Source organism: Algoriphagus sp. 10J20-15 (genome assembly GCF_055809615.1).
Map to the genome: position 1 here is coordinate 58,376 of NZ_JBVVUG010000043.1, position 24,849 is coordinate 83,224.

Genomic DNA, 24,849 nt, shown 5'->3' on the forward strand with positions numbered 1-24,849 from the left:
GCAATGCGGAATCCATTTTCTAAAACATACACTGAAGCTGAGGAAAATATGTTCCATTTTCTTGGACAGATCAAGTTTTTTGAAAATTTGAAGGATAAAGAAATGGCTCGATTTATCCCTGCTATGCATCATAGAAAGTATGTTAAAGATGAGGTGGTGTTCTTCAGCAAAGATCCAAGCCAAGCGCTTTATTTGGTCAAAAGCGGTGATATATCCTTAACCATCGACGTCAAGGATAATTTTGAAACTATTCTTGAAATCAAAAGAGGTGAGGCATTTGGAGAAAACTCATTAATTGAAAATGCAAAGAGAACTTATACTGCGCTAATTGTGTCAGATGAGGCTGAATTAATAGTTATCCCTCATTTTGCCATACAGGAAATTTTTGATAGTAACCCAAAGATCAAGGCAAAAATGATGACATCACTGGCGGAGTATTATAACCAAAACAATCAAAGACTTTTCCGCTCTTACAGAGAATCCTTTGGCTTCTTCAGCCTCCGTCAAATGTTTGAATAAGACAGTTCAAACATTAAGCTTACACTTTTGTCAAAAAACCTTAATTCCTTCCAAAGTATTTGAGTCTCAGTTTCGATTCCTAGGCATTGTTTAATAACTTAGCGCCGCTTTTTAACGCAATATATATTCATATAAAAATCTATAAATCTAATGAGCAAAGTAACCGTAGTAGGAGCTGGTAATGTAGGCGCAACTTGTGCAGACGTTTTAGCTTATCGCGAAATCGCTGAGGAAATCGTACTAGTTGATATCAAAGAAGGCGTTGCTGAAGGTAAAGCACTTGATATTTTCCAAAAAGCACCTATCAACCAGTACGATAGCCGTACCACTGGAAGCACGAATGATTACACCAAAACTGCTAATTCAGATGTAGTAGTGATCACTTCTGGACTTCCTCGTAAGCCAGGTATGACTCGTGATGATTTGATCGAAACCAATGCTGGCATCGTGAAGTCTGTGACTGAAAACGTGATCAAACATTCTCCTAATGCAATCATCATCGTGGTTTCTAACCCACTAGATGTAATGACTTATCAGGCACACATCACTGCAGGTACTTCTAGAAACAAGGTGATCGGTATGGCTGGTATCTTGGATACAGCTCGTTACAGAGCTTTCCTTGCTGAGGAGCTGAACGTATCTCCAAAAGAAATCCAGGCTATCCTAATGGGCGGACATGGTGACACCATGGTCCCACTTCCTCGTTACACTACAGTAGCTGGAATCCCGGTAACGGAATTGGTAGCTAAAGATAAGCTTGATGCAATCATCGAAAGAACCAAATTCGGTGGTGGTGAGCTAGTGAAGCTGATGGGTACTTCTGCTTGGTATGCTCCAGGATCTGCAGCTGCGCAAATGGTAGAAGCTATCTTGAAAAATCAAAGAAGAGTATTCCCAGTTTGTATCAAACTTGAAGGTGAATACGGAATCGATGATTGTTACCTTGGAGTACCAGTAATTCTTGGCAAAAACGGTGTTGAGAAAGTATTGGAACTAGACCTGAACGTTGAAGAAAAAGCGCTTCTTGAAACTTCTCGAGGTCATGTGAAGGAAGTAATGGAAGTTTTGAACAAACTAGGTAAGTAATACTAGTTCTTTTATATATCAGACCTGAGATTCTCTTGCTTGTGCAAAGGTTTCTTAGGTCTGATTTTTGTAATATGCCGTCTGAACCATCGCTGAGCCTGTGAAGATCTGGAAAAGCCTACTTATACTTTTTACCACCCTACTCCTCGCTGCTGGAGGTTTTTGGATTTACAAATCCTACTTTTCTTCTCGCAATGTCAATAGCCTAGAAGTAATCAGTCAGAATGCCGTTTTTGTGTTTGAAACCTACGAAGGTGCAAACCAATGGAATACCCTAGTAAATGACCCTGTTTGGGATATTTTAAAAGCATTTCCAGCTTTTCAAAGACTATCTGATCAACTCATCACCTTAGATAGCCTAAATGGAGGAACAGGCGAAATAGCAAAATCTCTAAACGGACAACAAGCCACCGTCAGCCTTCATTCCACAGGGATTGAGACATTCGAACTACTTTTTACTATAAATCTCACCCCATCCACCACTACAGATTTCATCGAAGAAATCAAATCACGTCTCCCTGCAGGGTCAAGATTCCAATCAAGAAAATACTCTGATCAAGATGTATTGGAATACTACAATGCAGATAATAACCGACTTTGGAGTATTTCACTTCTAGGAGATTTGGCAGTGGTATCATCTTCCTCCTTCTTAGTGGAAGAAGCCATTCGCTTTTATGTAAATGAGGATCAATTAAGTTTTTACTCGCTGGCAAAAGCTATCCCGTATAATTCTGATGCGCAAGGTCGACTGATCATCGATGGTAAAGGATTATCCAGCCTCCTGAAGGGTGTAGGTGGATTGAGAGAAAGCCCGACAATTGCTGCTTTGGAAATTATGCCTGGGGTAGCGTCTTTGGACCTTACTTTGGAAGAAAATCAGCTGGTTTTCAAAGGACCGGTAGTGTATGGAGAGGAGGTTAATTTCACCCCCTCTATTCAGGCAAATCTTGCATCTATTGAGGATGTTATCTCTATTAGAACGCTTGCGCTGACCCAGATTAACCTGGAGAGCATCTATGAAACACAGAAAATCACTAATCGCGCTTTTATAGCCAGAGCAACATTCAGTGGAGATATTCAGAGAAAACTGCTAGACAAGGGGTTTTTAGACTCATTTACAGGGGAATTATATTTATTGGATCTAGAAAATACTGGTGGGGCAGATCAAAATCTGGCTCTATTGGCTCGGACTAGAGATGCTGATCTTGCTATCCAGCAACTCAAAGAATTTCAAGAAAGCGAGAGCGACGAAGGTTCTGATTTCTATTCAGGTCATGAGATTCTTTATCTATCCGAGGAAGATTTTCCTGCACATTTATTTGGAGGAAAATTCCCGGGCTTTGGGCAGACGTTCATTACCTCAGACGAAGATGTGTTAATCTTTACCAATTCTCAGCAGGCAATGAAGCTAATGCTAGACGACATCAATTCTGGTAGTACCTGGGGAAAATCTTCTAGAGCCCCAGAAGCCAAAAAAGACTTGACCCCTACCGCTGGCTTTAGTCGCATTTATCTTACAGATAACATTTGGGATACTTGGACAAAAAAAGCAAATCCATCCTGAAGTTCATTCTTACAGAAATATTCAGAGGCATTTCTTTCCTTCCCTTGGGTTTCCTTCAAAATAAATCAGATACAGGACAAAACAGAAGCCACTCTTAGTTTTCCCTATGACGGTGAATCCAAGCCAAATATTGAAACAACTGATGCAATATCCTTGCAGCCAAGCAATAGAATTTCCTTTGACCACCAGTTAATCTATGGTCCAAAATCAATCATAAACTATCAGGACAATACGGAAGATTTATTGGTACAGGACCAGAATAATGTCCTCTATTTAATCAATTCTGCTGGCCAGGAGGTTTACTCAGAGCAACTTACTGGACCTATTGTTTCAGATGCATTTCAAATTGATTACTATAAAAATGGTAAGCTTCAACTGTTAGTCGCAACAGCTGATAAAATCTATGGAATTGATAGACTAGGAACTCCCCTACCTGAATATCCTTTTGGAGCAAATGCTGAGAAAATCACCCATCTCAACCTAGTCGATTATAGTAACTCTAAAGATTATCGCTTTTTCGTCAGCACAGAAGCTGGCAATTTATATTTAATTGACAAAACTGGTAACAAACTGGAAGGTTGGAATCCTAATCGCATTGGAGCCAAAACCATAGGTGCACCTGCGCATTACCGTGTTCCCGGAAAGGGGGATTACATGGTAGCATTAGCTGAAAATGGTGCACTTCACCTTTTTAACCGAAGGGGCGAAAGTCAAGCTGGTTCTTCAATCAAACTTGGTGAATCATTTACTTCTGGTTTGATATCTTGGAGGGATCCGAGCTCTAGATCCAGCCAGTTGGTGGGAATTACCGCAAATGGTGAGGTAATTCATACTAACTTCAATGGAGAAGTTGGCTATAGAAACCAACTGGTCAAAGATGATCGTGATAGTGAGTTTTTACTGATTCCTGATCAGAAACAGAACGATTTTGTATTTATCTCACGACAATATAACGAAGTAAGTGTCCTAGATAGAAGTGAAAAGAGGCTGTTCAGCACAAGAGTCTCGGACGAGAATCTACTCTATCAATACTTTGATTTCGGTTCTGACAGACAATTATTCGCAATCACTGATCTTAATCAAGGCTTTTGCTATCTGTATGATCTGAGTGGGAATCTACAAACCACCATGCCTCTAGAGAGTACTGGCACTATCCAAATTACCTATCAGGCATCTTTAGATCAATATTTAATCAGAACAGTGAGTCGTTCCACACTTACAGAATTTCAATTAGCTAATTAAGCAGAACCAAATTTTCTTTGGCTTGGGCTAGCGAATGGCTAACTTGCAAAAAATCACAGATTCTACTCATGCCGAAAAAGTATTTCCTTTCCTTATTCCTGCTTATTTGGGTTAGCACTCACTCTTTTTCCCAGCTTGTCTTAGATAATCAGGATGATTTAGAAGCTGCCAGCTCAGTAAATCTGAATTCTCCTTACCATACCACTCTCTCTTTTTTCTATAATCTGGAAGAAGGGAATTATCAGCCTGAAAATGCAGCTAAAACACTAGATCTCTCAGATGTTGAAGGTAAAAATGGAGAGCGCCTGGCAGTAAAACTGAAGCAGATTTTTGAGGGAAAAGGAATTCTCATTCGCACAAACGATATTCCAAACGAGCAAAACTATTCCGACAGCACCTCTGCAAAAAATGAGAACATTTATTATTTCGACAAGAAAAAACTACCGGGAATATTTCTTCAAAAAAATGGCGACACTTGGCAATACTCTGCTTTCAGCGTAAGTCAAATAGATAAACTTCACTCTGAGACCTATCCTTTCGGTACCGCAAAGCTTCTCAATATACTTCCCAAAATTGGAAATGAACAATATCTGGGTCTCCATCTTTGGCAATTAGTAGGCTTATTCGTCCTTCTTTTATTGGTATTTCTTGCGCATTGGTTGTTCACCTTGGTTGTTGACAAACTGATACTTTACCTATTTAAAAGATACGGCTACGGCAAGGTAGGTGAAGATTATATCCTGCCCGTCGCCCGGGTTATCAGCATCTATTTTATAGTGGTTTTACTTTCACTTTTTATCCGGGTATTGCAGTTGCCGATAGAGATTTGGTCTTGGATAGTGATTGTATTTAGAACACTTAAGCCTTTCCTGATCACTATCATTTTCTATAAATTGGCAGATGTGGTAGCTGCTTATTTCACCAAGTTGGCTACTAAAACAGAGTCTACTTTAGATGATCAGTTAGTGCCATTGATGCGGAAAACCCTTAAGGCTTTCGTCATCATTGTAGGAACCCTGTTCATTCTAAGAGATGGCCTAAATCTGGATATTATCCCATTCCTGACTGGTCTTTCCATTGGTGGTGTAGCCATTGCATTAGCAGCTCAGGATACGATCAAAAACTTTTTCGGTTCAGTTATGATTTTCATTGATAAACCTTTCCAGGTCGGGGATTGGATTACCTCTGGTGACATCGACGGTACCGTCGAAGAAGTTGGATTCAGATCTACCCGAATCAGGACGTTCAGAAATTCACTGATGTACGTGCCAAATGGCAAAATAGCAGATGCTATCTTAGACAATCATGGATTAAGACAATACAGAAGGTTTTATACCACCTTGACAGTCACTTATGACACTCCACCTGCACTCATTGATGAGTTTGTAAAAGGTCTAAGAGAAATTGTTTTGGCACATCCTGAAACTCGAAAGGATATGTTTCATGTGTATTTCAACAATTTATCCTCTTTTAGTCAAGACATCATGTTTTACATTTTCTTCGAAGTGCCAAACTGGGGTGAAGAATTGAGATGCCGACATGAAATTTTGGTTCAAATTGTAAAGCTTGCAAACTCACTTGGGGTGCGATTCGCATTCCCGACCCAAACCTTGCACATGGAGTCATTCCCCGAAAAGAAAACGCTAGTGCCCGAATATCATGGTCAATATGAAGCGAAGCTGAATGACTTCCTAAAGTCAGAGCTGAAACGAAAAGACGATTAAAAACCTATTTGACCTCAAAGGTTCTTGTGTACTCCTTAGTTTCTCCTTGAGGCGTTTTAGATTTCAGCGTGACCTTATACTTTCCTTTTAGATCAGGAAGTTTGATTTCCATTGAATTACTTACAGCAGCTGACTCAGGGGCATCAGACCAGTAAAGAACTGTTCTCCAATCCATGATTCGCTCTTCCTCTATTGGAGCTGAAAAGAGCCTTTCGGTAGATTTCACCTTCGGCTGAATACCTTCATAGTCCAGATAAATCGCATTTGACGGTATAGGGAATCCTCCAAAATCATTCTTATATGAACTGAAGCTCATTACCCCTGAAAATTTCTCTTCATTTAAGAAAAACGTCCGAGTCAACACGTCTAATTTTTTGAAATTAGCAGGATCGAAAGAAGCTAGTACATCCGAATCAAAAACAACCAATGCATCAATTAGCATTAGAGGATTGGAGTCAAAGACTGTAAACATAACATTATCCAAAACTCGAAACTCCTTCTTTTTCTTTACATTCCTTTGCGAAATCTCAGGGACATATTCCTTAATCACCGTACCAACCGTCTCAAACCTGGTATAGTCGTCTAGTAGGTAGGTACGATCTTCCAAAAACCCTGTTACCACCGGCATTTGGGTGGCATCATACTCATTGACGAAATAACCCTCTATCTGCCCACCTTTCAACAATTCCTGTAGGTAAATCTGATCTTCAGGACTTATTTCGAGTTGAGGGAAAATAAAATCCTTTTTAAAATGAGTCACTGGAGCAGGAGAAACTATACCAAAATCTAGTAAAGACTCATTTCCATCAGCTTGAGCAACTAAATATTTCCAATTTCGCATCCCTCCTGCATCGAAATACAAGCTACCGTTTGCATCAGGACGATCTGTAAAAAGCGCTGACTTTTCACCATGTAGGGACATGTAATACAATTTGGTAGTATCAATAGCTGTCTCTTCAAGATTCGCTTCAATGACGTGCCCAAAAAGCTCCGGAATCAAACTATGCTCATCTATAGACTCGTAGGCAGAGGTGGAAGAGATTATCCCTTGCTCAGCTATGAAAGGATTCAATGAGGCTATACTCACATTACTAATTTCAATATCTGTTGGAAAATCTATTTTTAGAGTTGTACCGGGGGCGCTCACCTGCTGAGACAGCACGATCTCACTTGACTCATGATTTCTAGAAACCACCTTTCGTTCAGCCACTACTGTAGGAGGAACGGTTCTATTAAATACGGTGATGAATTGTTGGACCAATCCTTCTTCCAAGTTTTGGTATGGGCTTATTCTGGTAAATACCCGAAGCAAGTAATTATCGGATGGCAGGTTTGTCGGAAGCTGAAGAAAGTTAAAACTCTGGCCATGCTCTAAGGGCATCTTGGCTATTGCAACTGACTCATTATAACGATTCAGCAATTCTGCATAAATAATCTTCGAGTCTGTAGGGATGTCTCCAATCATAGATTGGCTGTTAATCCAAACTCGTTCGCCTCCAAAATAGATCGTCTTTGGAATAGTAAAAGAGACAGTTTCATTCTCACTAGTCTGTCCTAAAGTCACTGTGATAAAACCCAGAGAAAAAATTAATACGGCGAGGCATTTATGTGATAAGTTCATATTAATCCTCCCAGAAATCAGGTTTTACATTCGTTCCTCTAAGCGTACAATCAGTACATGGTCTAGGCGATCCTCGATACCCAATTGGCTCCAATTCATTGAACTCAGAAAAAATTGGAAAAACAGGAACAAAGCTGCCACTAGCGAATGATTGGGCATATTCAGTTTTGGGTATGGTATCCGGTTCAACAAAACATCCTCCATAAGCGGGCTCATAGACAATCCAAGGTGCTACTTCTTGCACAGATATAAACAATCTCTTTTGTCTAATCGTACCCAAGCTTACGAATCCTACCACAGGTGCATCAGGATCCTGATCATTGTTGATGTTTCCTCCTATATTTGAAGGTAAGGGACTAAAAATCGAACCAATATCATCTGAGTTTTTACGAAGTATCTCCCAGAATTCTGACGCTTTTTTATCCAAGGCTTTCTGGGAAATCAAAATACTGTATTTTAATCCCAGTCGCTCATCATTTTTCAGAATTTGGGTTATTGACTGTCTGAAAACGAATTGATCTTCAAATCTTGAAGATGTTTCCAAGATCAAATCAGAGCTCACTGAACCTCGATAGCATAAGTCAGTTCTTTCATCTTGATCCCTATAAACTATATCTGCTGTCTCAGGATCAAATTTGTAATAAGACAGGAATTTAGGGCGGAAAGAATAGGTCTCCTCAAATGTCCACAAGAAATCATCCGCGTTTTCGTCTCCTTTAGTGGTCAAATAAACTTCAACTCCAAGCTCATTTTCCACAAAACCCACATCAATGATCTCAGGCGTGAGAATGGGCTGTAGCAAATCAGAAGTATAGCTTCTTCCTTCATTGGTTGAGATGTAGAGCCTGTAATTCTGATTTTCAGGAATATCATACGCAAACTCAAATTCTCCAGAGCCTAAATCTGTTAAAGGATATTGCTCGCCAGATTCTGATCTCAGAAAAACTACAGCAGATGGATAGCTAGGTAAATAAGAATCAGTAGTCTGAATATTCTGGGTATAACTTAGCTTTAACTTGCTAGGTAATCCCTCTGTATCCAAATACCCCTCCACTACCAAAACAGAAAGATCTGCGGGTTCAATTTCTGGATTGAATGGCTCTCTGCATCCACTAAGGAGCATCCCACAAAATAATATAAGTAGCACAAGTCTATTCATCAGAAACGGAAATTGTAGGTAATAAACGGAATAGGCTGAGCAAATATTGACAATTGATAACCTCTTAATTGACCTTCTACAGGAGTGTAATAAACGGAGTAAGGATTGCTTCTACCTAACAAATTATAGACTCCAAGTGACCAGGAGGAATGTGCCAATTTTTTAATCTTGTGACTCCCTTCCAGGTTGATGGAAAAGTCCACTCTAAAATAATCTGGTATTCTGTAGGCATTGCGATCCGAGAAATACACACGCTCTGATCCTGCATATTCAAACTTAGAAATAGGCAATGTGATTGGACGACCCGTGCTGTAATTAACATTTAAGGAAGTATTCACTCGCTTGCTCAATTCATAATTGGCGGTAACTACCAAGTGATGCGGCTGATCAAAATTACTGGAGTAAAAGTCTCCATTATTAATTTTCTCAATACTTGGGTCATCTGAGGTTCTCATCAACGAACGGGAATAAGTATAAGCAATAGATCCCTGTAGCAAGCCTGTGCTTTTCCTAAGCAAAAGCTCCACGCCGTAAGCTTTCCCATCAGAATTTAATACATCCTGTTCTATATTTTCATTAAGAATAATATTAGCTCCTGATCGATAATCCAGCAGGTTATTCATGTAGCGATAATAAACTTCTGTAGAAAACTCCAGCTTATTTTGCGCAAGATTTCTATAATAACCCACAGACGCCTGTCCTCCAGTTTGAGGCCTGATATAGGTATCGCTCAACTTCCAGGAATCAGTTGGCGCTATGGATGACGTGTTGGACAACAAATGTATATTCTGTCGCATGGTGTTGAACCCAGCTTTAACAGAAGACCTATTATCTAGGGTATACCTTGCGGAAACCCTGAATTCAGGTCCATGATAGGTTTTGACATTTTCGCCATCAGCAAAAGTCTCCTCTCCTATCACATTACTGTCGGTTATCGGAGCTCCTTCCACATATTGGTTCACGGTCATGGGCCCCAACAATTGATAGAACATATACCGACCTCCATAACTCACTGATAGCTTTTCTGAAACTGTAAATTCATCTCCAAAAAATAATGAGACCTCTCGGGCATTTTCCTCAGCCAGCTCTTTTTCCAGTACAATGGATTCGGAACCATAGGGACTATTCCTTCCAGGATTTAGCTTATACTGAATACCATGCACTCCAAAATTGAAAATATGTTTATCACTTTTTCGATATTCAAAATCAGCCTTTAAAAAGAGTTGATTAACATTAAATCCAAAATCGAAGGAATTAAGAGGGTTCTCTACTCCGATGATTCCAAATTCATAACTATCGCTCCCAACAGTAAATCTTCCTTCCAAGGCATCATTGAAGAAGTGCTTCCATCCTAATGCAACATTTACATTTTGGTAGGAGTAGGTAGTATCAGGGTCAAATCGAAAATCATCTTGACTCAAATAAGCGGTCAACTCCAACGTGTTTTGCTCATTAATAGAATGCTGAATATTTGCGTTAATGTCATAGAAGGTGATTTTGCTATCATTCAAATCAGCTTCCTCGTCCAACAGGTTTAAAGCCCAATCCGAGTAAGTTGTTCTTCCTCCAATCATAAAGGTCGTCTTATCACCGATCGGACCATCCAGACTCAATCTACTCGTAAGGATACCTATACCACCAGATCCACCAATTTTGTCTTTTCTTCCAAATTTTGGGTCCACTTGCAATACAGAAGAAAGTCGTCCACCATAGTTGACAGGAATAGACCCTTTGTAGAGTTCTACTCCATTTACAAGGTCTGCATTGAATGCAGAGAAAAAGCCGAAAGCATGCGTGGGGTTGAAAATCGTAGAGTTTCCATAAAGAATTAAGTTTTGATCAGCTGCCCCACCACGAACATTAAATCCAGAGGTAGCTTCACCAACTGTATTCACACCCGGCATTATCAGAATTCCCTTGAGCACATCCACCTCACCCAAGACCGCAGGAAGCTTTTTTACCTCTGCAATACTGATGGACTGAACCCCCAAATCCAGCTTATTCACGTTCGAAAGCGCCCCAGAACTTACTACTACTTCATCAAGGGAAAGTATGGTCTCCTCGATACTCATATTGAATACTCCATCTCCTTTCAAATCTATTTGACGCTGCTCTTGAAAGCCTCCAATATTTTGCACCCAGATGGTATGTCTTCCCTTTGGAAGGGTGAGCTGATATTTTCCATTCTGATCTGTAGCGACCTGATTGTAGTCTACTTTCTCCAAAACAATCGCTCCATTCATTGGCTTGCCAGATTCAATGCTGCTTACCACGCCACTCAATGTTGCTGTTTTAGACTGTGGATTATCCGCTGTCTTCCCAATCACAAATCGCTTGTTCTTATCAAATGCACCTAAGGAATCTCCAGGATTTGCCAGATTATCTTGGCGCTCTTGAACCAAAAAATAATCCTTTGGGAATTCAATCTGAATTTTTGCACCCTTTGTGATCCAAATTCTATTTGACATATCAACTGAATAGGTCAGGCCGGTCTCAGCAAGTGCTTGATTCAAAATCATCCTGATATCCGAATCGTTTGCCTGCAAATTGACTTGAAGATTCTCTATATCTCCCTTTTTGAAGAAAAATTTATAAGTAGATTCTGACTCGATCCGTTCTACAAATCTTTCAAATGGCACGCCTATATACATTCCTGTAAACTTAGGGTTGTATGTCTGAGCCTCTAAATCTGTAAAAAAGAAAACAACTAAAATCAGGAGTAGAATTTTTTTCATTCGGCAAAACCGTTAAATGCGTTTGTACTAGCTTCTCTTAGTTTTGCTAATTCCAGGATATACCTTTCTTTATCGGTAGAAAAATAAAGAGACTTGCCTTTGAAATATTTCCTCACTTCCTTCTTATTGACCCCCAAACTCTTAATGGCTTGTTTTTTTCTCCGAACAAGCACAAATTCACCATCATACCAATAGAAAAAATCCGAGAACTCTTCGAATTTGTGAGTGAATTTACCTACCTCTTTTATTGGGTCTTTAGTCTTGTAATATTTTTTCAATACTTTGATTTTGCCATCACTCTCCACCCTGTAAAACCCATTCTTATCGTGCAGATAGCTTTCATTTCCTTCATATTTCCGAAATACGCTTCCATCTTTGAGTTGGAATTCCTCCACCTTTTCGGCATTAATTAAAATCTTTTGTCGGTGAATTGGGTGGAAAGTAATTACTTCATCCGCATTTTCATCATATATTAATGGGACTTCTGTATACTTAATTTTATTGATGAACAGTGTACCTTCTCCAAAAGTCCTGTCCAGATAATAAGGGTCGCCTTCATAGTTTCTCGGCGATTCTTGATATTGACCTCCCGTGATGAGCTCTTGAAAATAGGGTAGCTGATCCTTGTATAAAGACAAATAATTCTGAGACTGAGCAAACGAGTTGGCAGCAATCAGAAAAAACAGAAGAAAAGGTGCGAAAAAATTTATTTTTACCATATGTTGGGCGCTATACTAGAACAGATTAATTTCTCTTTTGGCTAGAATAGTCTGAACGGTAGTTATAGTATTTGAATGGAATAAGCCTTCCATATTTTCAATAAACCTAAGATGAATAGAAGAAATTTACTTAAAACTATTACGCTAGGAGCCACTGCTCTTCCGATTTTACCCGCTTTTGCCTCTACTACGCAAAAAAAGAATGCAACGATACAATTTTCTCTAAACACGAGCACTTTGCGTGGGCATAAACTTGATCTACCAAAGATCATAGAAGTTGCCGCCAAGGCAGGTTATGATGGAATAGAACTCTGGATCTCAGAATTGGAAGCATATCTAGCGACAGGAAAATCACTGGCTTCGCTGAAAAAACTTTTCTCAGATGCAAACCTAATTCCAGTCAATGCCATTGGCTTTGCGCCATGGATGGCTCAGGATGTGGCCAAAAGCAAAGCGGGGTTTGAGCAGATGGAAAAGGAAATGGGAATGCTGGCTGAAATCGGATGCAAACGTGTAGCTGCTCCAGCTATCGGGGCAACAGATCCAATAGACTTGCTTGCAGCCGGCGAGCAATACGCCCGGTTGATCGCTCTGGAAGGAAAACAGGCGTCATGCCTCAACTGGAGTTTTGGGGTGCTTTCGAGCCCTTTCATCAGTTAGGTCAGGCTTTGGCCACCGCCGCAGCAGCCAATGACCCAGATGCCCGATTGCTCCCGGATGTCTATCATTTGTTCCGTGGCGGCTCTGGATTTGAAGGATTGAAACTTATCAATGGAAGTGCCATCGAGGTATTTCATATGAATGACTTTACTTCCAAACCGAGGCTAGACCAAAAGGACAGTGATCGGGTATATCCAGGAGATGGTATAGGCCCAATGAAAGAAATAGCTGCTACTCTCAAGGCAATGGGTGGTAATAAATTCCTGTCACTTGAGCTTTTCAATGAAACGTATTGGGCGCAGGATGCGCAGGAAGTAGCGAATACAGGCTTGAAGAAAATGAAGCAGTTTTTTTAGAATAAAAAATGATTATAATCAAAAACCCCTTTCAATTGAATGTGAAAGGGGTTTTCGTTTGTAGCTACTTTTCCATTTGATCAACCTCCTTCAAAAAACTTATCAAACCTGGGAAAAAATTCTCAGGATCATCGTATTGACTTAAGTGGCTCCCATTGGGACAAAGTAAAAATTGACCATTTGGCAACTCATTTGACATCCACTCTAAATGAGCTGGATCCATGGTGTCGTGAGTACCTGCTATGACTAACGTGGGAACAGTAATTTTCTTTAAATCTGCCTTTCGATCCCAGCCTGCCAATGATGCACCTGGAGTTATCCCAAATTCACTATACCCCTGCATATAGACATAAACCTCAGGATTCACTTCTCCCATCATTTTGTTTATTTCCGCAGGCCATTCATCAGCAGGCTTGCGAAGTACATGATAGGGATAATGATGCTCACCCAGCAATTCCATGTAGCGAGGATTTTCGAAGTCATTGTTCTTCTCTATTTCCATCAGCTCAGCAAATACTTCTTGAGGCATTTGAGGACCTAGAACTTCCTTAGCATATTTTTCATAGTCATCTAGGCTCGCCATCATATTGGAAATGATTAATCCTTTGAGATTCTCCTGATGTTGAAGTGCGTATTCTATCCCCAGCATTCCTCCCCAAGATTGGCCATAGAGGTAGAAATTATCTTTGTTAAGCCCCAGTGCAACTCGCACTTGCTCCACTTCATCCACAAAACGGTCGATTGTCCAAAGTGTGGAATCACTCGGCTGATCTGAAAATGCCGATCCCAACTGATCGTACCATATGAATTCGATTCCTTCTTGGGGTAGAAAGTCTATGAAATTCGAATATTGCTGATGAGTCATCCCTGGCTTACCATGAAGTAGCAAGACTTTAATGTCAGAATTTTCACCTACTCTCTGAGTATACACATTGAATTCTCCCTTTGGAGTTTGTATTGGGATCATCTTGATGCTTTCCTCAAACTCATCTAAAGTTGATTCTGACTCGATAGACTCAGTTTGATTTGATGCTTGACAGGACGAAAAGATAATTGCTGCTGAAAGAACTAGAAACCAACCCGTTTTCATAAGTAAGCCATTTTGTGAATTGTTAATCTACCAGAAAGAAATCATAGATTCAACTTGAAATGAGCTTGATTTCCTTCATAGGATACGGTAGCTTCTTAAAGCTACGACCATAAAAAAATCCAAGCCTCTCGACTTGGAATTTTTAGACTAATAATTCAGACTTCTGACTTTATATTTCAGACTTTTTCAATCCAATCTACTCCAGTATCCTTCCATGCTCTTGCATATGCTGAAACCGTATCAACTTCAATCAAAACCCATGTCCTCGCTTACCTAATACAATTATTGGTTCTTGAAATTGAATACAGTCTACCTTTTCAAACGTAATCATGGGAACCATACTTTTTATACCTTCAGAAAAATTATCCTCTAGATTTTCAGCACCAATCATTTTAAAAATTACGGGAAAAACTATCAAACAGCCTTTATAAGAAGTTAAATCAATATCATCCAAACTTTTTACAAAACTCAGTTCAAGCTCCTCCATGATTGGACGAATTTCACCATCTGCATTTTCAAATTTTGAAATTTCAATCTCTTCGTTTGTAGAAACATAAATCAATAGCGTATACCCCATATACTTTTTATTAGATTTTGCTGGCTCAATTTTTAAAACAAGATTCCTAATTACACTAGTATTGAAATCTTGACTGAAAACACTTTTTGAGATAGTTTGAGAATTACAGACCCAAGCAAAATTTAAAATGAAGGCGAAAGTTAAAAAGCTACGCACGGTATTAAGATGGTTTTTTAATTGATTAAATTATTAATAACAACAAGGTTATCTGCAAATAACACCTGGAAGAGTTCAGATTTATAAAAATTTTTACTGCAAATCATCAAATCTTCAATAGTAGCGCAGGCAAAGAGATTGTTAAACAACACATAATCAGGGTAAAACACTTTACTAAGCTCCATTAATTGTTGGGTTTTTTCTATTTGAATTTCAGAATGATTCGATTACTGCTTGAATCATAACCCTTTTAAATCCCTCTCCTACCTGATACAATTATTGGTTCTTGAAATTGAATAAAGTATAATTTTTCAAACGTAATCATGGGCATCAAACTTTACTGAAGTCATGTTCTTTGAGTCAATTTCACGATAGTAACTTTATCAGAAATTATACAATCGAAATCTTTGAATTTAATATTAGGATAAACACTCATAATTCCTTCTTCTAAATTATCCTCTAATTCAAAATATGAATTTGTCACCACTAAAACAGGAAATACATATAGGCAACCTGAAGGAAATTCAATTCCAAGATTTTGAAATTTTTCGTTCAACTTCGATGAAATAGTTTCATCAATTTCTTGCATGGAAAATCTTTCATCACTTTCAATTATCGCAGTCGAAATTTTTTTATCATCAGAGATAGATAAAACCAAAAAATAACCCCTACACTTTTTCTTAAATTGTTCATTTGGCCTAATTTCCAAGATCAAATTTTGAATGATTAACTTCTTGAAATCTTGAGGAATTGCATATTCTTCTATTTCCTGCCCAAAATTCTGGACAGGAAATAGAAATAAAATTAATATGGTTATTATAACGGATCGCATGCTGATATTTCACCTTTTTTAATATACTATTAAGTTGGTTCAAAACATGGGTCTTATTAAGTTATAATATAAATGGAGAAAAGGTTAGGAGTATTTTAAGAATGAATATCAGGCTCCTTTAAGCGTTATTCAAAGAGGTAGATTTTCATTTCTAGACTTACCTTAAATTCATGACAGAACCATTTTTGAAAGAAAATCAAGGTAAATATTTAGCCCGAAAATCAATAATGATATTTCAAAACTATATAGCACCAAATGAACTTTGACATGTTAGCCATTCAAAAAGAGTTCATAATTTCTTTATACAACAAATTCATAAAAGACTAAAAATAAAGAGGACTAGCTAATAATATGACATTCAGATCAGTTAAATATTCGTCAATTTACTACATCTTTTCCAAACTGACGACTGAAATTTTCTCCCAACCCTCCAAGACTCTTTCATAAAATGCCAATCCACGAGAACCATCCATCAAATCTAATGTACCAGTTTCGATGTAAATCACAACAAATTTGCCATTCTTGAAGAAAATAGGTTTTGAAATAATTTGGTATGACCTATACATATTCGAAAGATCAAATAAGCCAGACTGTTCAAATTTTTCTGGATGAGTAGATAAAATATTCTCAATTTCCTTTTGATTGATCAAATGGATGTGACTATCCAACATAGCTGAATCAAAAACAAACCTGTCAGTAGATTGAATTAAAATGGTCTCCCATTCAGTAGAACTCAAAAAACTATTTAGATTTTTAGAAGAAAGTCCCTTCAGCTCTATGAGATCTTCGATGTCAGAAGAATTTTCTAAATATTCAACGGCCCAAGTGCTATTGGCCTCTGATTGCAATAAAATTAGAGAGTCATTTAATATGTTCTCATAGGCAAACAACCAATTTACAAATTCATAGACATGGTGAGAATTATTATTAGAAGATGGACTTTGGTCACAACCTACCAAACAACTTAATACTATAAAAACACCAATAATTTTCATTTCATTCACAAGCTTTTTTACCAATTGAAACAACTCCTTTATGACTTCCAGTCAATTCTGAATAATACACACTATTAATCCTTACCTTTTTCGCACTACTCAATGAATTATAAACATCAGTATCAGTAAGTCCTGCCCACGCCATATCCATAAAGAAATCATTGTTGTCTAAGACTGACGATGGATACCCTAAAGATTCAGCAAAATAACGCAATTCTACTGCTATATCGTTCAAAAACATATTTTCAACAAATAAATTATGATGAATAGGGTTATAATTTATATTTCCAGAAACATTATATTTACTTATATAATAATTTAAAAGACTGTTCAAATCTTGATTTGCAGAAGGAAAATCCTCTAAAAAAAGAAAGTACGCATGTAGTATTTCATGCAGAATGGTCCGACCAATAGAAAGATCTGAAGCCCTTGATAAAATAGATTTATTCAAGGTAATTTTAGCCTCGTTATTAACCAAAAATGGTTGTGTACAACCAGCCGCAGAATTCGGGCAATCCCCGTACTCAAATTTTACATTAAAATTATAAGGCGGTAAAAGTGAACCTGAGAATTTTTCAAAAATTCTTTTAAACCCTTCTTGTGTTGAACCAATTAGTTGATTTACAATCAGCTTATGGCAAGTTGATAACTTAGCCAAATTTATTTTTTCATCCTCATCACAATCCACAGTAACTCCTTCCAGATTTCCTTCAGGAACTTCACATTCTTCATCAGTTGGAGTGGGATCACCTCCACCGCCTCCGCCCCCACCAGTATCACCAGGAGTGGGAGGAGCCATCACCAATTCACATTCCATTCCATTCGTAGTAGTACCAATTTCTTCCGGTGTTGTACACCCAATACCCTCAAAACAAGTATATTGGAACCAGGTGGTCTGAACTACGTAACAATAAAGTTGAAAGCTGGAGGTTCTTGCAGACGTACCTGCCCCCTTCTTTTCTTGGGTCTTTAAATCCTTAATCCTATGGGTTTTTACCCCATCTTTAATCCTCCAGCCACTGATGAAATCACCATTCCATCTGTGAAAACGATACACCCCAGAGAAATCCGTCGGATTTTTTTGATATCCGCCCTCCATAAAATCTTTCAATTTGAATTTCTTATCCGCGCTATCTGGATAAATATTCAAAAAATAAGGGACATAACTCCCATCTTGCTTTGGAAAGAGAATTAAGGTTTGGAGTACTGATGTTTTTTCCAGCTTAGCTGTTTTCAAATGCTTTGGAATGGCAATTTCCTCAAAATCAAATGAACCTCAATAACCTTCTTTCCATCCGATTGATGGTACACTTTGGATTTAGACCAGTCAGGCTTTCCTTTTCCATTGTTGACTTTTCTTGCATTTTCTTGACCTTGATTCTGATTTTCAAAGCCCTCATACCAAGATTTCGCCGCTACTATATCTGAGTTTTCAAGCTTAGAAACTCCCTCAAGTTCCTGCTCAATACAGGATGACGCAAGCAATCCCATAAAGACTGCCATCAAAATTCCAACTAACCTAAATAATGGTTTGGTTTGGTTTATATATCATATTATCAAAAATTTAATACCTCTTTTAAAACCTATAAACTACATTTTTCAAAGAAAAAAATTGAAAAACATTTAGTCACGAAACTAATGACAACTTTTCAATTACAAGTGGAGAGGTTTCAAGAATAAAAAATCCAAGCCTTTCGACTTGGATTTTTTAGACTAATAATTCAGACTTCTGACTTTATATTTCAGACTTTTTCAATCCAATCTACTCCTGTGTCCTTCCAAGCTCTCTCATTTGCAGAGTTGATTACAGCTTCGCAAACTTTCTGGGTCTCAAATGCATCTCTAAATGTAGGATGGCAAGCTTCGCCTGTTTCTAGGCTATGGAAGAAATCCGCCACTTGGTGAATAAACGAGTGCTCATACCCAATGGAAGTGCCAGGAATCCACCATCTATCCATGTATGGATGATCGCCATCAGTTACGTGAATAGATCTCCAGCCACGAACTTCTCCTTCGTCACTGTGATCAAAATACTCTAGACGAGTCAAATCATGTAAATCCCAGCGAATGGATGCATGCTCTCCGTTGATCTCAAAGGTATAAAGAGCCTTGTGTCCTCTCGCATAGCGAGTTGCCTCGAATAAGCCCAAGGAGCCGTTATCGAAATGACAATGGAATACACAGGCATCATCAATAGTTACTTTTTTCTTTTCTCCAGTGCCTTGATGTACGCGCTCTTTGATGAACGTTTCGGTCATAGCAGACACATCTTTAATTCCACCATTTAGCCACATGGCTGTATCAATGCAATGTGCAAGCAAATCGCCGGTAACACCTGAACCTGCAGCCTCTGCATCCAATCTCCAGAGCGCATCTCCACCTTGCGGCAGATCTGGGCTAATAGTCCAATCCTGAAGGAAGTTCGCGCGATAATGGAAGATCTGACCTAACTTACCAGAGGCAACGATTTTCTTAGCAAGTGTCACAGCTGGAACTCTTCTGTAATTGTACCAAACAGTGTTTTTCACACCAGCTTTCTCCACAGCTTCCACCATTCCTTTTGCCTCAGCAACAGTTCTAGCAAGGGGTTTTTCGCAAAGAATCATCTTACCAGCTTCGGCAGCTGCAATAGCAATCTCAGCATGCGTATCGTTTGGTGTACAAATGTCCACTGCATCGATATCGTCTCTTTTTAGGAGCTCTCTCCAGTCAGTTTCTACAGATTTGTAGCCCCACTGATCTGCAAAGGCTTGAGCTTTTTCTTCTCTTCTGGAGCAACAAGCCTGCAATACTGGAACGTATTCGTACTCTGGAAAAAAGTCAGGAACTCTTTTATAACCATTGGTATGTATTCTGCCCATTAGTCCAGTACCGATGAGTCCTATTCTTATTTGCTTTTTATTCATAATTGTAAAATTTTAAAATTGAAAGATTGGAAGATTGAGTTCACATGGGTTTAAAAGTACGATAGTGGTAAAGTTTAGACTGAGAGGAGTTATAGTTTTGAAATTATAGTCAAAACTATCTAAGCTCTCGTAAATCGTAATTCGTACTTCTCAAATCATTCTTACCATCCATGTGCATTTCTCACTTTCACCAATGCCGCAAGGATATCATTCCAGGTTTGCTGGTCGTTCATCACTGCATTTGGGAACATGCATCCATCCCAGCAGATATGCTTGAACGCTTTGGTTAATTCGCCTTTCTCATCGCGAAGCCAATAGCCAGCATCGTGAGCAATATCTAAAACTCCATTTGGATCAGTGGCTTGGCAATGTCGTCCTGTCTTATCATGAGACCCTGAACCGAAAACCGATCCGTCATTTTGAGCAACGTGGAAATCAATAGTCCAAGGTCTGAGTGCATCTGTAACAGTTCTCAAAGCTGCTTTTACAGCTTCACGATCTTTTAGATCTGCGTCTTTAGGAAGTATTCTGTGCTCTGGAGCATTGTAGCCCATAGTATACAGAAAGGTATGCGACATGTCTGCCTGGAAACCAATATTCGGTCGATCAACCATCTCTAGCAGCTCCACCATGTATTTCCAGCTATGCATAGCACCCCAGCAAATCTCACCTTCAGTCGCAAGTTTCTCGCCGTAGCCAGCCGCTACAGCACATGCCTCACGGAACGTCTCAGCTATTATTTTCGTATTTCCAGCTGGATCTTTAGCCCAATCTTCTACGCCAGCAGCCGAATCAATTCTAACTACACCGTAGCTTCGAACGCCAAGATCATTTAGCTCCTTACCGAATTCACATGCTTTGCGAACCATTTCTACAAAAGTCTTGCGCTGATCAGCAGTTCCCATCGCAGATCCAGCCCAAATCGGCGCGACTAAAGAGCCTGCAACTAAATTATGTTTTTGAAGCTTTTCCGCTAGAATCTTGGTTTCATCAGAATTATCCAATTTGAAATGAGGCTCAAGCAAACCTAAATCGACTCCGTCAAATTTCACCCCATCAACTTCAGCTGCTGCTGTCATCGCCAGAAGTGAATCGAATGGAATTACAGGTTCAGAATCTGCTCCTTTGCCCACGATTCCAGGCCAGGTAGCATTATGTAGTTTTGGAAAATTATTTTGACTCATTGTTAAGTGGGTTTTTAGTTATTAAATACGGACCGAAGCTGGGAGACAGAAGACGGAAGAAGTCCCCCTTTCAGTATTAAGCATTCGATGTTCTACATTCATTGTTTTCTAGTTTGCTAACTGAATACTGCGACTGAAATCTACTTTATTCCAGTACGTTCAAGTCCGGATTATCAGGACCAAAATGCTTCAGCATGACAATAGGATCAGTCTTGGAGTGGTTGGTGATTTTCACTCCTGCCTGCGCAGCCTTTTCAGAGACAAAATACTCATCATGTGTCAACTGTCCAAAGCGAATCAAAGCTGGAGTTTCAATATCCCAATCATTCATTTTGCCATAGCCTTGCATCATGATCATTCCGTATGCTGCAGAATCTTTGATGGTTACTGTTTGCCCAGGGAAAATTGTCAGCTCTTTAGCACTGTAATCATGTGAACGGTAGCAAATCCATTTATCATCGTACCCCTTGGCATTCATTTCTGCTCTATCTTCAACTGGAATTGGCTCCATGTAATGGTTATCCATAATGTTTGGATTGACATTCAAATCCCAATCAATCATCTCGACCAATAAGTCATAGTCACCCCAACGATCTTTTGGAGTGGCATTCCAAAGCAATTCATCTGGAATGATGGCTTCATTCACCAAAGACTGGTACATGGCAAAAATATCAGAAGCTTTCTGCGGCTCATAGGTACACAAAGAACCTGGAGCATGAAGCATTCCTGGAGGTACATTCCAACCCGTGCCTGGCTGAAGTCTAAAAGCCTGAGAATAGTTAGTGATTTTATTATCTCCTTTATTGAAATTCTTCAGGCACTCAAGAATAGTTTCTTTGGATGTTCCTGGAGCAATTCCAAAGAAAGTGTATGGGAAATCTCCCCCATGATTATTGACTTGAGGAGGAAAATAATATGCTTCTGGCTTCCCGTTTTGCCCAGTCAGCTTACCAAACTCATCACTCGGGTGAATGTGGTGTGGAAGTGGGCCCATGTTATCAAAAAACTTGGAGTACATAGGCCAGGACTCTGTATTTGTCCCAAAGTCTGCGACCTATAATTTCCCCTCCTAATTCGTCTATTGCATCTTTCAAGAGAAATAACTCCGTCTTGCCGCCTTCTTCGAAAGCAACATGACTCAAGCCTTCGTTCTTGCTAGTCAGCGGGCCATTTTCAGCTGGCGTGGTAGATGAAAACCAACGTTCATCAATACCTCCTCGCTCACCGCCTAAACTATAATAATCATCTGGATGAAGCTTGATTCTTCTGCCTGGCACACAAAAAGACCGAGGCACCCAAGTTGGGGTTAATCTAAGGATTCCTTCTCCCTGTTCGAGAGCTTTTTTTGCTAAACTCATGGGTTTATTAATTTGAAATTTGAGATTCTTTATTTGAAATTGAATTGGAAGACTGAAACATTGAAAAATTAGAAAATCCTTCAGAGCATTTCATCTCTTCACATATTTTACATTTTAAATTCTTTGACTGAGGCCCCCTTTAGCACTTCCATCTTGATTTCGTAGGTCCTGCTTTCTCCGGGTTCAAGCAAAATCAATGTTCCATTTTCACGAGCAGCGGCTTGACCGATTGGAGGATTTGTAGCTGGTTCTAGTGCGGTTACATATTCATTTTTACCCCAGTGCTGCCAGTTGATGAGCCAAGGCATTTGCTTTTTGGAGAATGAAATACTTAAGCCAAGCTCTAATTCGTCATTCATATATCCACAAGTGACCTGATCATTTTGGTCCGCTTTTGGAATTATGAAAGCCACATCTTCACCAAAAGCCGAGTGCTCGTCTAATGGCGCTGCGCACTTGGTAAACTTGTTTTGCTTATTAAAATCCGACATAGAATCATCATTATCCCTAGGTTGGATGTCGCCTCTCCATACTATTCGTGTACCCTCATTGATCAAGGGCCAGCCGCAATTGATATGGTATAACACCATGTGAGGAGCAGGAGAATTTCCCCGATTGAAGACCTGGTCTTTGATGTTGATTTCTGCCCTACCTAAAGTTCCTGAAATGGTTCTTTTCAATTCCAGGCTTGGACCAAAAGTCGTTGTCTCACGAATGACGCCTACGATTTCAAAATCCAGATTTCCAGAATAAATATCCGGCTGCTTGATAGAGATCAGTTCGGCAGGTGTATTACTGTAATTGCCATGCAATCCGCGACTTCCAGTATCATCTTCATTAGGAGGACCCATAGAGGAAATCCCGCAGGTAGTCAGCAATCCACCACCGAATGTTCTTAACCAATCAATTCCTTGATTGGAAAAAGGTTGGGAAGCCACATGTCCCGCATTGCTGATCCAAGATAGGCTATGTTCATTGTGAAAGGCATCCAGAATATCCATACCGCGATCCAGCACCACTTTATAGCGGAGTCCTGTGCCAGTATTAATCCAAGCAATACGGGTCCCACGCCCTGCACCGTTATCAAGAATGGAAGTTTCTATTCCGCCTACCTGACGAAAATTGGACAATTTACCTTTCCAATTGGATGGATCTGAGAGGTTCATTATTGGGTCTTTGACTAGTCTGTAATCTATTAAAAAGGCCTTCCGACACTGTCCTGCCCTATATGGGTCAGGTTTGAAAGATCGGGAATAAGTTATGCAACTTATGAGAGAGAAATTAGCCGTTAATAAAAAAATGGGCCCAAGTTTTTCAACGTAGGCCAATTGATTATTACGTATGGTTCAAGGGTTCAGACTTGGACCTAAAACATTGCAGTCTTTAAACTGCTCTTTTACTCAACTTGAAATATATCAAACAGCCATTAAATCCAACTAGTTAATGAGTAAAAAGTGACTAGCGTTTTTTTGCAGTCCGGAGACTGCATAATGATGAGTCCAAGACTGAAGGCTTGAACTAGACGCGTGTAGCAATTCCGAGTCAGGATAAACAAAAAATGCCCCATACTTTTCAGCAGGGGCATTTATACTATTAATCTTAATATTCTACTTATTGCTTCAGCATAATATCCTTGTATTGAACTTTCATCGGTGGTCCGACATGCACCTGCACACCGAGGTATCCGGATTCCATTCTGTTTTTAGGGTCTTCATCATGTACCTCAGACATCAATTGACCATTGACGTAGTGCTTTAAAACATTGCCTTTAGCCACAATGTGAATACTATTCCATTCACCTGCCTTGATCAATGCCCCAAGCTCTGCGCGATCTCCTATTTCCTTTTCTACATTAAGGCCTTTCCAGGCATTCCGCTCTACAAATTCACGGACTCCTACACCTTCAGGCTGAGAGGTGATTTTTGTCTCCTGACCTCTATAGGCCAAGGTAGCTCTCTTGCGTTCTTCGTAGTTTTGACCGGTATAATTATTCTTCCCGTCAATATCTGCTTGGTAACCTTTCAAAGCATAAGGCACATCTTCTACCAGTTCACTTCGGTAATTAATGCCAGAGTTTCCACTTTCAGAAATCATAAACTCAGCTTTCAGCTCAAAATCTCCTGGCTGTCCCCCTTGCCAAATCAGGAAGGTATTAGCTTTCAATAGCGTTTCTGGAGTGATAGTACCAGTAATCGCTCCGTCTTGCACAGACCAATACACCGGATCCCCGTCCCAGCCAGCCAGCGATTCCCCATCAAAAATAGACTTGAATTCAGCCTCTGCACTGATCATTGGTTCTACAGCAATAGTTTTCTCCGATGGCTGCTGGCAATTCACCAATCCAATAACCATCATTGCACCAAAGC

At 39.4% G+C, this 24,849-nt stretch carries 21 protein-coding genes and 1 pseudogene; 7 read left to right on the forward strand and 15 right to left on the reverse strand.

Annotated elements, in window-relative coordinates; all coding sequences use genetic code 11:
* Positions 1-3 precede the first annotated feature (3 nt).
* From AC0L6R_RS18085 to AC0L6R_RS18105, 5 genes are all read left to right on the forward strand, one after another.
* On the forward strand, positions 4-519 hold the full coding sequence (locus AC0L6R_RS18085) for a Crp/Fnr family transcriptional regulator (RefSeq protein WP_283413990.1): 516 nt from the start codon (positions 4-6) through the stop codon (positions 517-519).
* 150 nt (positions 520-669) lie between these two features.
* The gene (gene mdh / locus AC0L6R_RS18090; protein WP_473272450.1) at positions 670-1,605 is read left to right on the forward strand and encodes a malate dehydrogenase; all 936 of its coding nucleotides are present in this window, start codon (positions 670-672) and stop codon (positions 1,603-1,605) included.
* 100 nt (positions 1,606-1,705) lie between these two features.
* Entirely contained in the window at positions 1,706-3,169 is a 1,464-nt protein-coding gene (locus AC0L6R_RS18095; RefSeq protein WP_473272453.1) for a hypothetical protein, read from the forward strand.
* Positions 3,170-3,322: 153 nt separating this feature from the next.
* Positions 3,323-4,411: a hypothetical protein gene (locus tag AC0L6R_RS18100; protein ID WP_473272454.1), complete on the forward strand. Its 1,089-nt coding sequence runs from the start codon at positions 3,323-3,325 to the stop codon at positions 4,409-4,411.
* Positions 4,412-4,479: 68 nt separating this feature from the next.
* Positions 4,480-6,135: a mechanosensitive ion channel family protein gene (locus tag AC0L6R_RS18105; protein WP_283413987.1), complete on the forward strand. Its 1,656-nt coding sequence runs from the start codon at positions 4,480-4,482 to the stop codon at positions 6,133-6,135.
* 4 nt (positions 6,136-6,139) lie between these two features.
* On the opposite strand, the gene AC0L6R_RS18110 is transcribed toward AC0L6R_RS18105, so the two are convergent.
* From AC0L6R_RS18110 to AC0L6R_RS18125, 4 genes are read right to left on the reverse strand one after another with little or no spacing between them, the layout of a single operon-like run.
* Entirely contained in the window at positions 6,140-7,756 is a 1,617-nt protein-coding gene (locus AC0L6R_RS18110) for a hypothetical protein (protein ID WP_473272455.1), read from the reverse strand.
* Position 7,757: 1 nt separating this feature from the next.
* Complete coding sequence (locus tag AC0L6R_RS18115) at positions 7,758-8,915, reverse strand: DUF4249 domain-containing protein (RefSeq protein WP_473272456.1); 1,158 nt, start codon at positions 8,913-8,915, stop codon at positions 7,758-7,760.
* Complete coding sequence (locus AC0L6R_RS18120; RefSeq protein WP_473272457.1) at positions 8,915-11,650, reverse strand: carboxypeptidase-like regulatory domain-containing protein; 2,736 nt, start codon at positions 11,648-11,650, stop codon at positions 8,915-8,917. The genes AC0L6R_RS18115 and AC0L6R_RS18120 overlap by 1 nt, the downstream gene beginning before the upstream one ends.
* The gene (locus tag AC0L6R_RS18125) at positions 11,647-12,369 is read right to left on the reverse strand and encodes a hypothetical protein (protein WP_473272458.1); all 723 of its coding nucleotides are present in this window, start codon (positions 12,367-12,369) and stop codon (positions 11,647-11,649) included. Before AC0L6R_RS18125 ends, AC0L6R_RS18120 begins: the two co-directional genes overlap by 4 nt.
* 111 nt (positions 12,370-12,480) lie before the next feature.
* Here AC0L6R_RS18125 and AC0L6R_RS18130 point away from each other — a divergent pair, with 111 nt between their 5' ends.
* Positions 12,481-13,029 carry a sugar phosphate isomerase/epimerase family protein gene (locus AC0L6R_RS18130; protein ID WP_473272460.1) on the forward strand — a complete coding sequence of 183 codons (549 nt, stop codon included), beginning with the start codon at positions 12,481-12,483 and terminating at the stop codon, positions 13,027-13,029.
* Positions 12,981-13,385, forward strand: coding sequence for a sugar phosphate isomerase/epimerase family protein (locus AC0L6R_RS18135; RefSeq protein WP_473272461.1), 405 nt, complete (start codon positions 12,981-12,983; stop codon positions 13,383-13,385). The genes AC0L6R_RS18130 and AC0L6R_RS18135 overlap by 49 nt, the downstream gene beginning before the upstream one ends.
* A gap of 64 nt (positions 13,386-13,449) precedes the next feature.
* On the opposite strand, the gene AC0L6R_RS18140 is transcribed toward AC0L6R_RS18135, so the two are convergent.
* The 11 genes and pseudogenes from AC0L6R_RS18140 to AC0L6R_RS18190 form a co-directional block, all read right to left on the reverse strand.
* Entirely contained in the window at positions 13,450-14,475 is a 1,026-nt protein-coding gene (locus AC0L6R_RS18140; protein ID WP_473272463.1) for a proline iminopeptidase-family hydrolase, read from the reverse strand.
* Positions 14,476-14,725: 250 nt separating this feature from the next.
* Complete coding sequence (locus tag AC0L6R_RS18145; RefSeq protein WP_473272464.1) at positions 14,726-15,208, reverse strand: hypothetical protein; 483 nt, start codon at positions 15,206-15,208, stop codon at positions 14,726-14,728.
* Between the two features lie 346 nt (positions 15,209-15,554).
* Positions 15,555-16,040: a hypothetical protein gene (locus tag AC0L6R_RS18150; RefSeq protein WP_473272466.1), complete on the reverse strand. Its 486-nt coding sequence runs from the start codon at positions 16,038-16,040 to the stop codon at positions 15,555-15,557.
* A gap of 386 nt (positions 16,041-16,426) precedes the next feature.
* Positions 16,427-17,035 (reverse strand): hypothetical protein, encoded by a 609-nt coding sequence (locus AC0L6R_RS18155; RefSeq protein ID WP_473272467.1) that lies wholly within the window; start codon positions 17,033-17,035, stop codon positions 16,427-16,429.
* Position 17,036: 1 nt separating this feature from the next.
* On the reverse strand, positions 17,037-18,272 hold the full coding sequence (locus tag AC0L6R_RS18160) for a hypothetical protein (protein WP_473272468.1): 1,236 nt from the start codon (positions 18,270-18,272) through the stop codon (positions 17,037-17,039).
* Positions 18,269-18,538, reverse strand: coding sequence for a hypothetical protein (locus tag AC0L6R_RS18165; protein ID WP_473272470.1), 270 nt, complete (start codon positions 18,536-18,538; stop codon positions 18,269-18,271). Before AC0L6R_RS18165 ends, AC0L6R_RS18160 begins: the two co-directional genes overlap by 4 nt.
* A gap of 239 nt (positions 18,539-18,777) precedes the next feature.
* Complete coding sequence (locus tag AC0L6R_RS18170; RefSeq protein ID WP_473272511.1) at positions 18,778-19,944, reverse strand: Gfo/Idh/MocA family protein; 1,167 nt, start codon at positions 19,942-19,944, stop codon at positions 18,778-18,780.
* 158 nt (positions 19,945-20,102) lie between these two features.
* Positions 20,103-21,125: a sugar phosphate isomerase/epimerase family protein gene (locus AC0L6R_RS18175; protein WP_473272471.1), complete on the reverse strand. Its 1,023-nt coding sequence runs from the start codon at positions 21,123-21,125 to the stop codon at positions 20,103-20,105.
* Between the two features lie 145 nt (positions 21,126-21,270).
* Positions 21,271-22,483: pseudogene (locus AC0L6R_RS18180) on the reverse strand (hypothetical protein).
* 107 nt (positions 22,484-22,590) lie between these two features.
* Positions 22,591-23,649: an aldose 1-epimerase family protein gene (locus AC0L6R_RS18185; protein WP_473272473.1), complete on the reverse strand. Its 1,059-nt coding sequence runs from the start codon at positions 23,647-23,649 to the stop codon at positions 22,591-22,593.
* A gap of 445 nt (positions 23,650-24,094) precedes the next feature.
* Positions 24,095-24,775 carry a 3-keto-disaccharide hydrolase gene (locus AC0L6R_RS18190; protein WP_283414046.1) on the reverse strand — a complete coding sequence of 227 codons (681 nt, stop codon included), beginning with the start codon at positions 24,773-24,775 and terminating at the stop codon, positions 24,095-24,097.
* Positions 24,776-24,849: the final 74 nt, after the last annotated feature.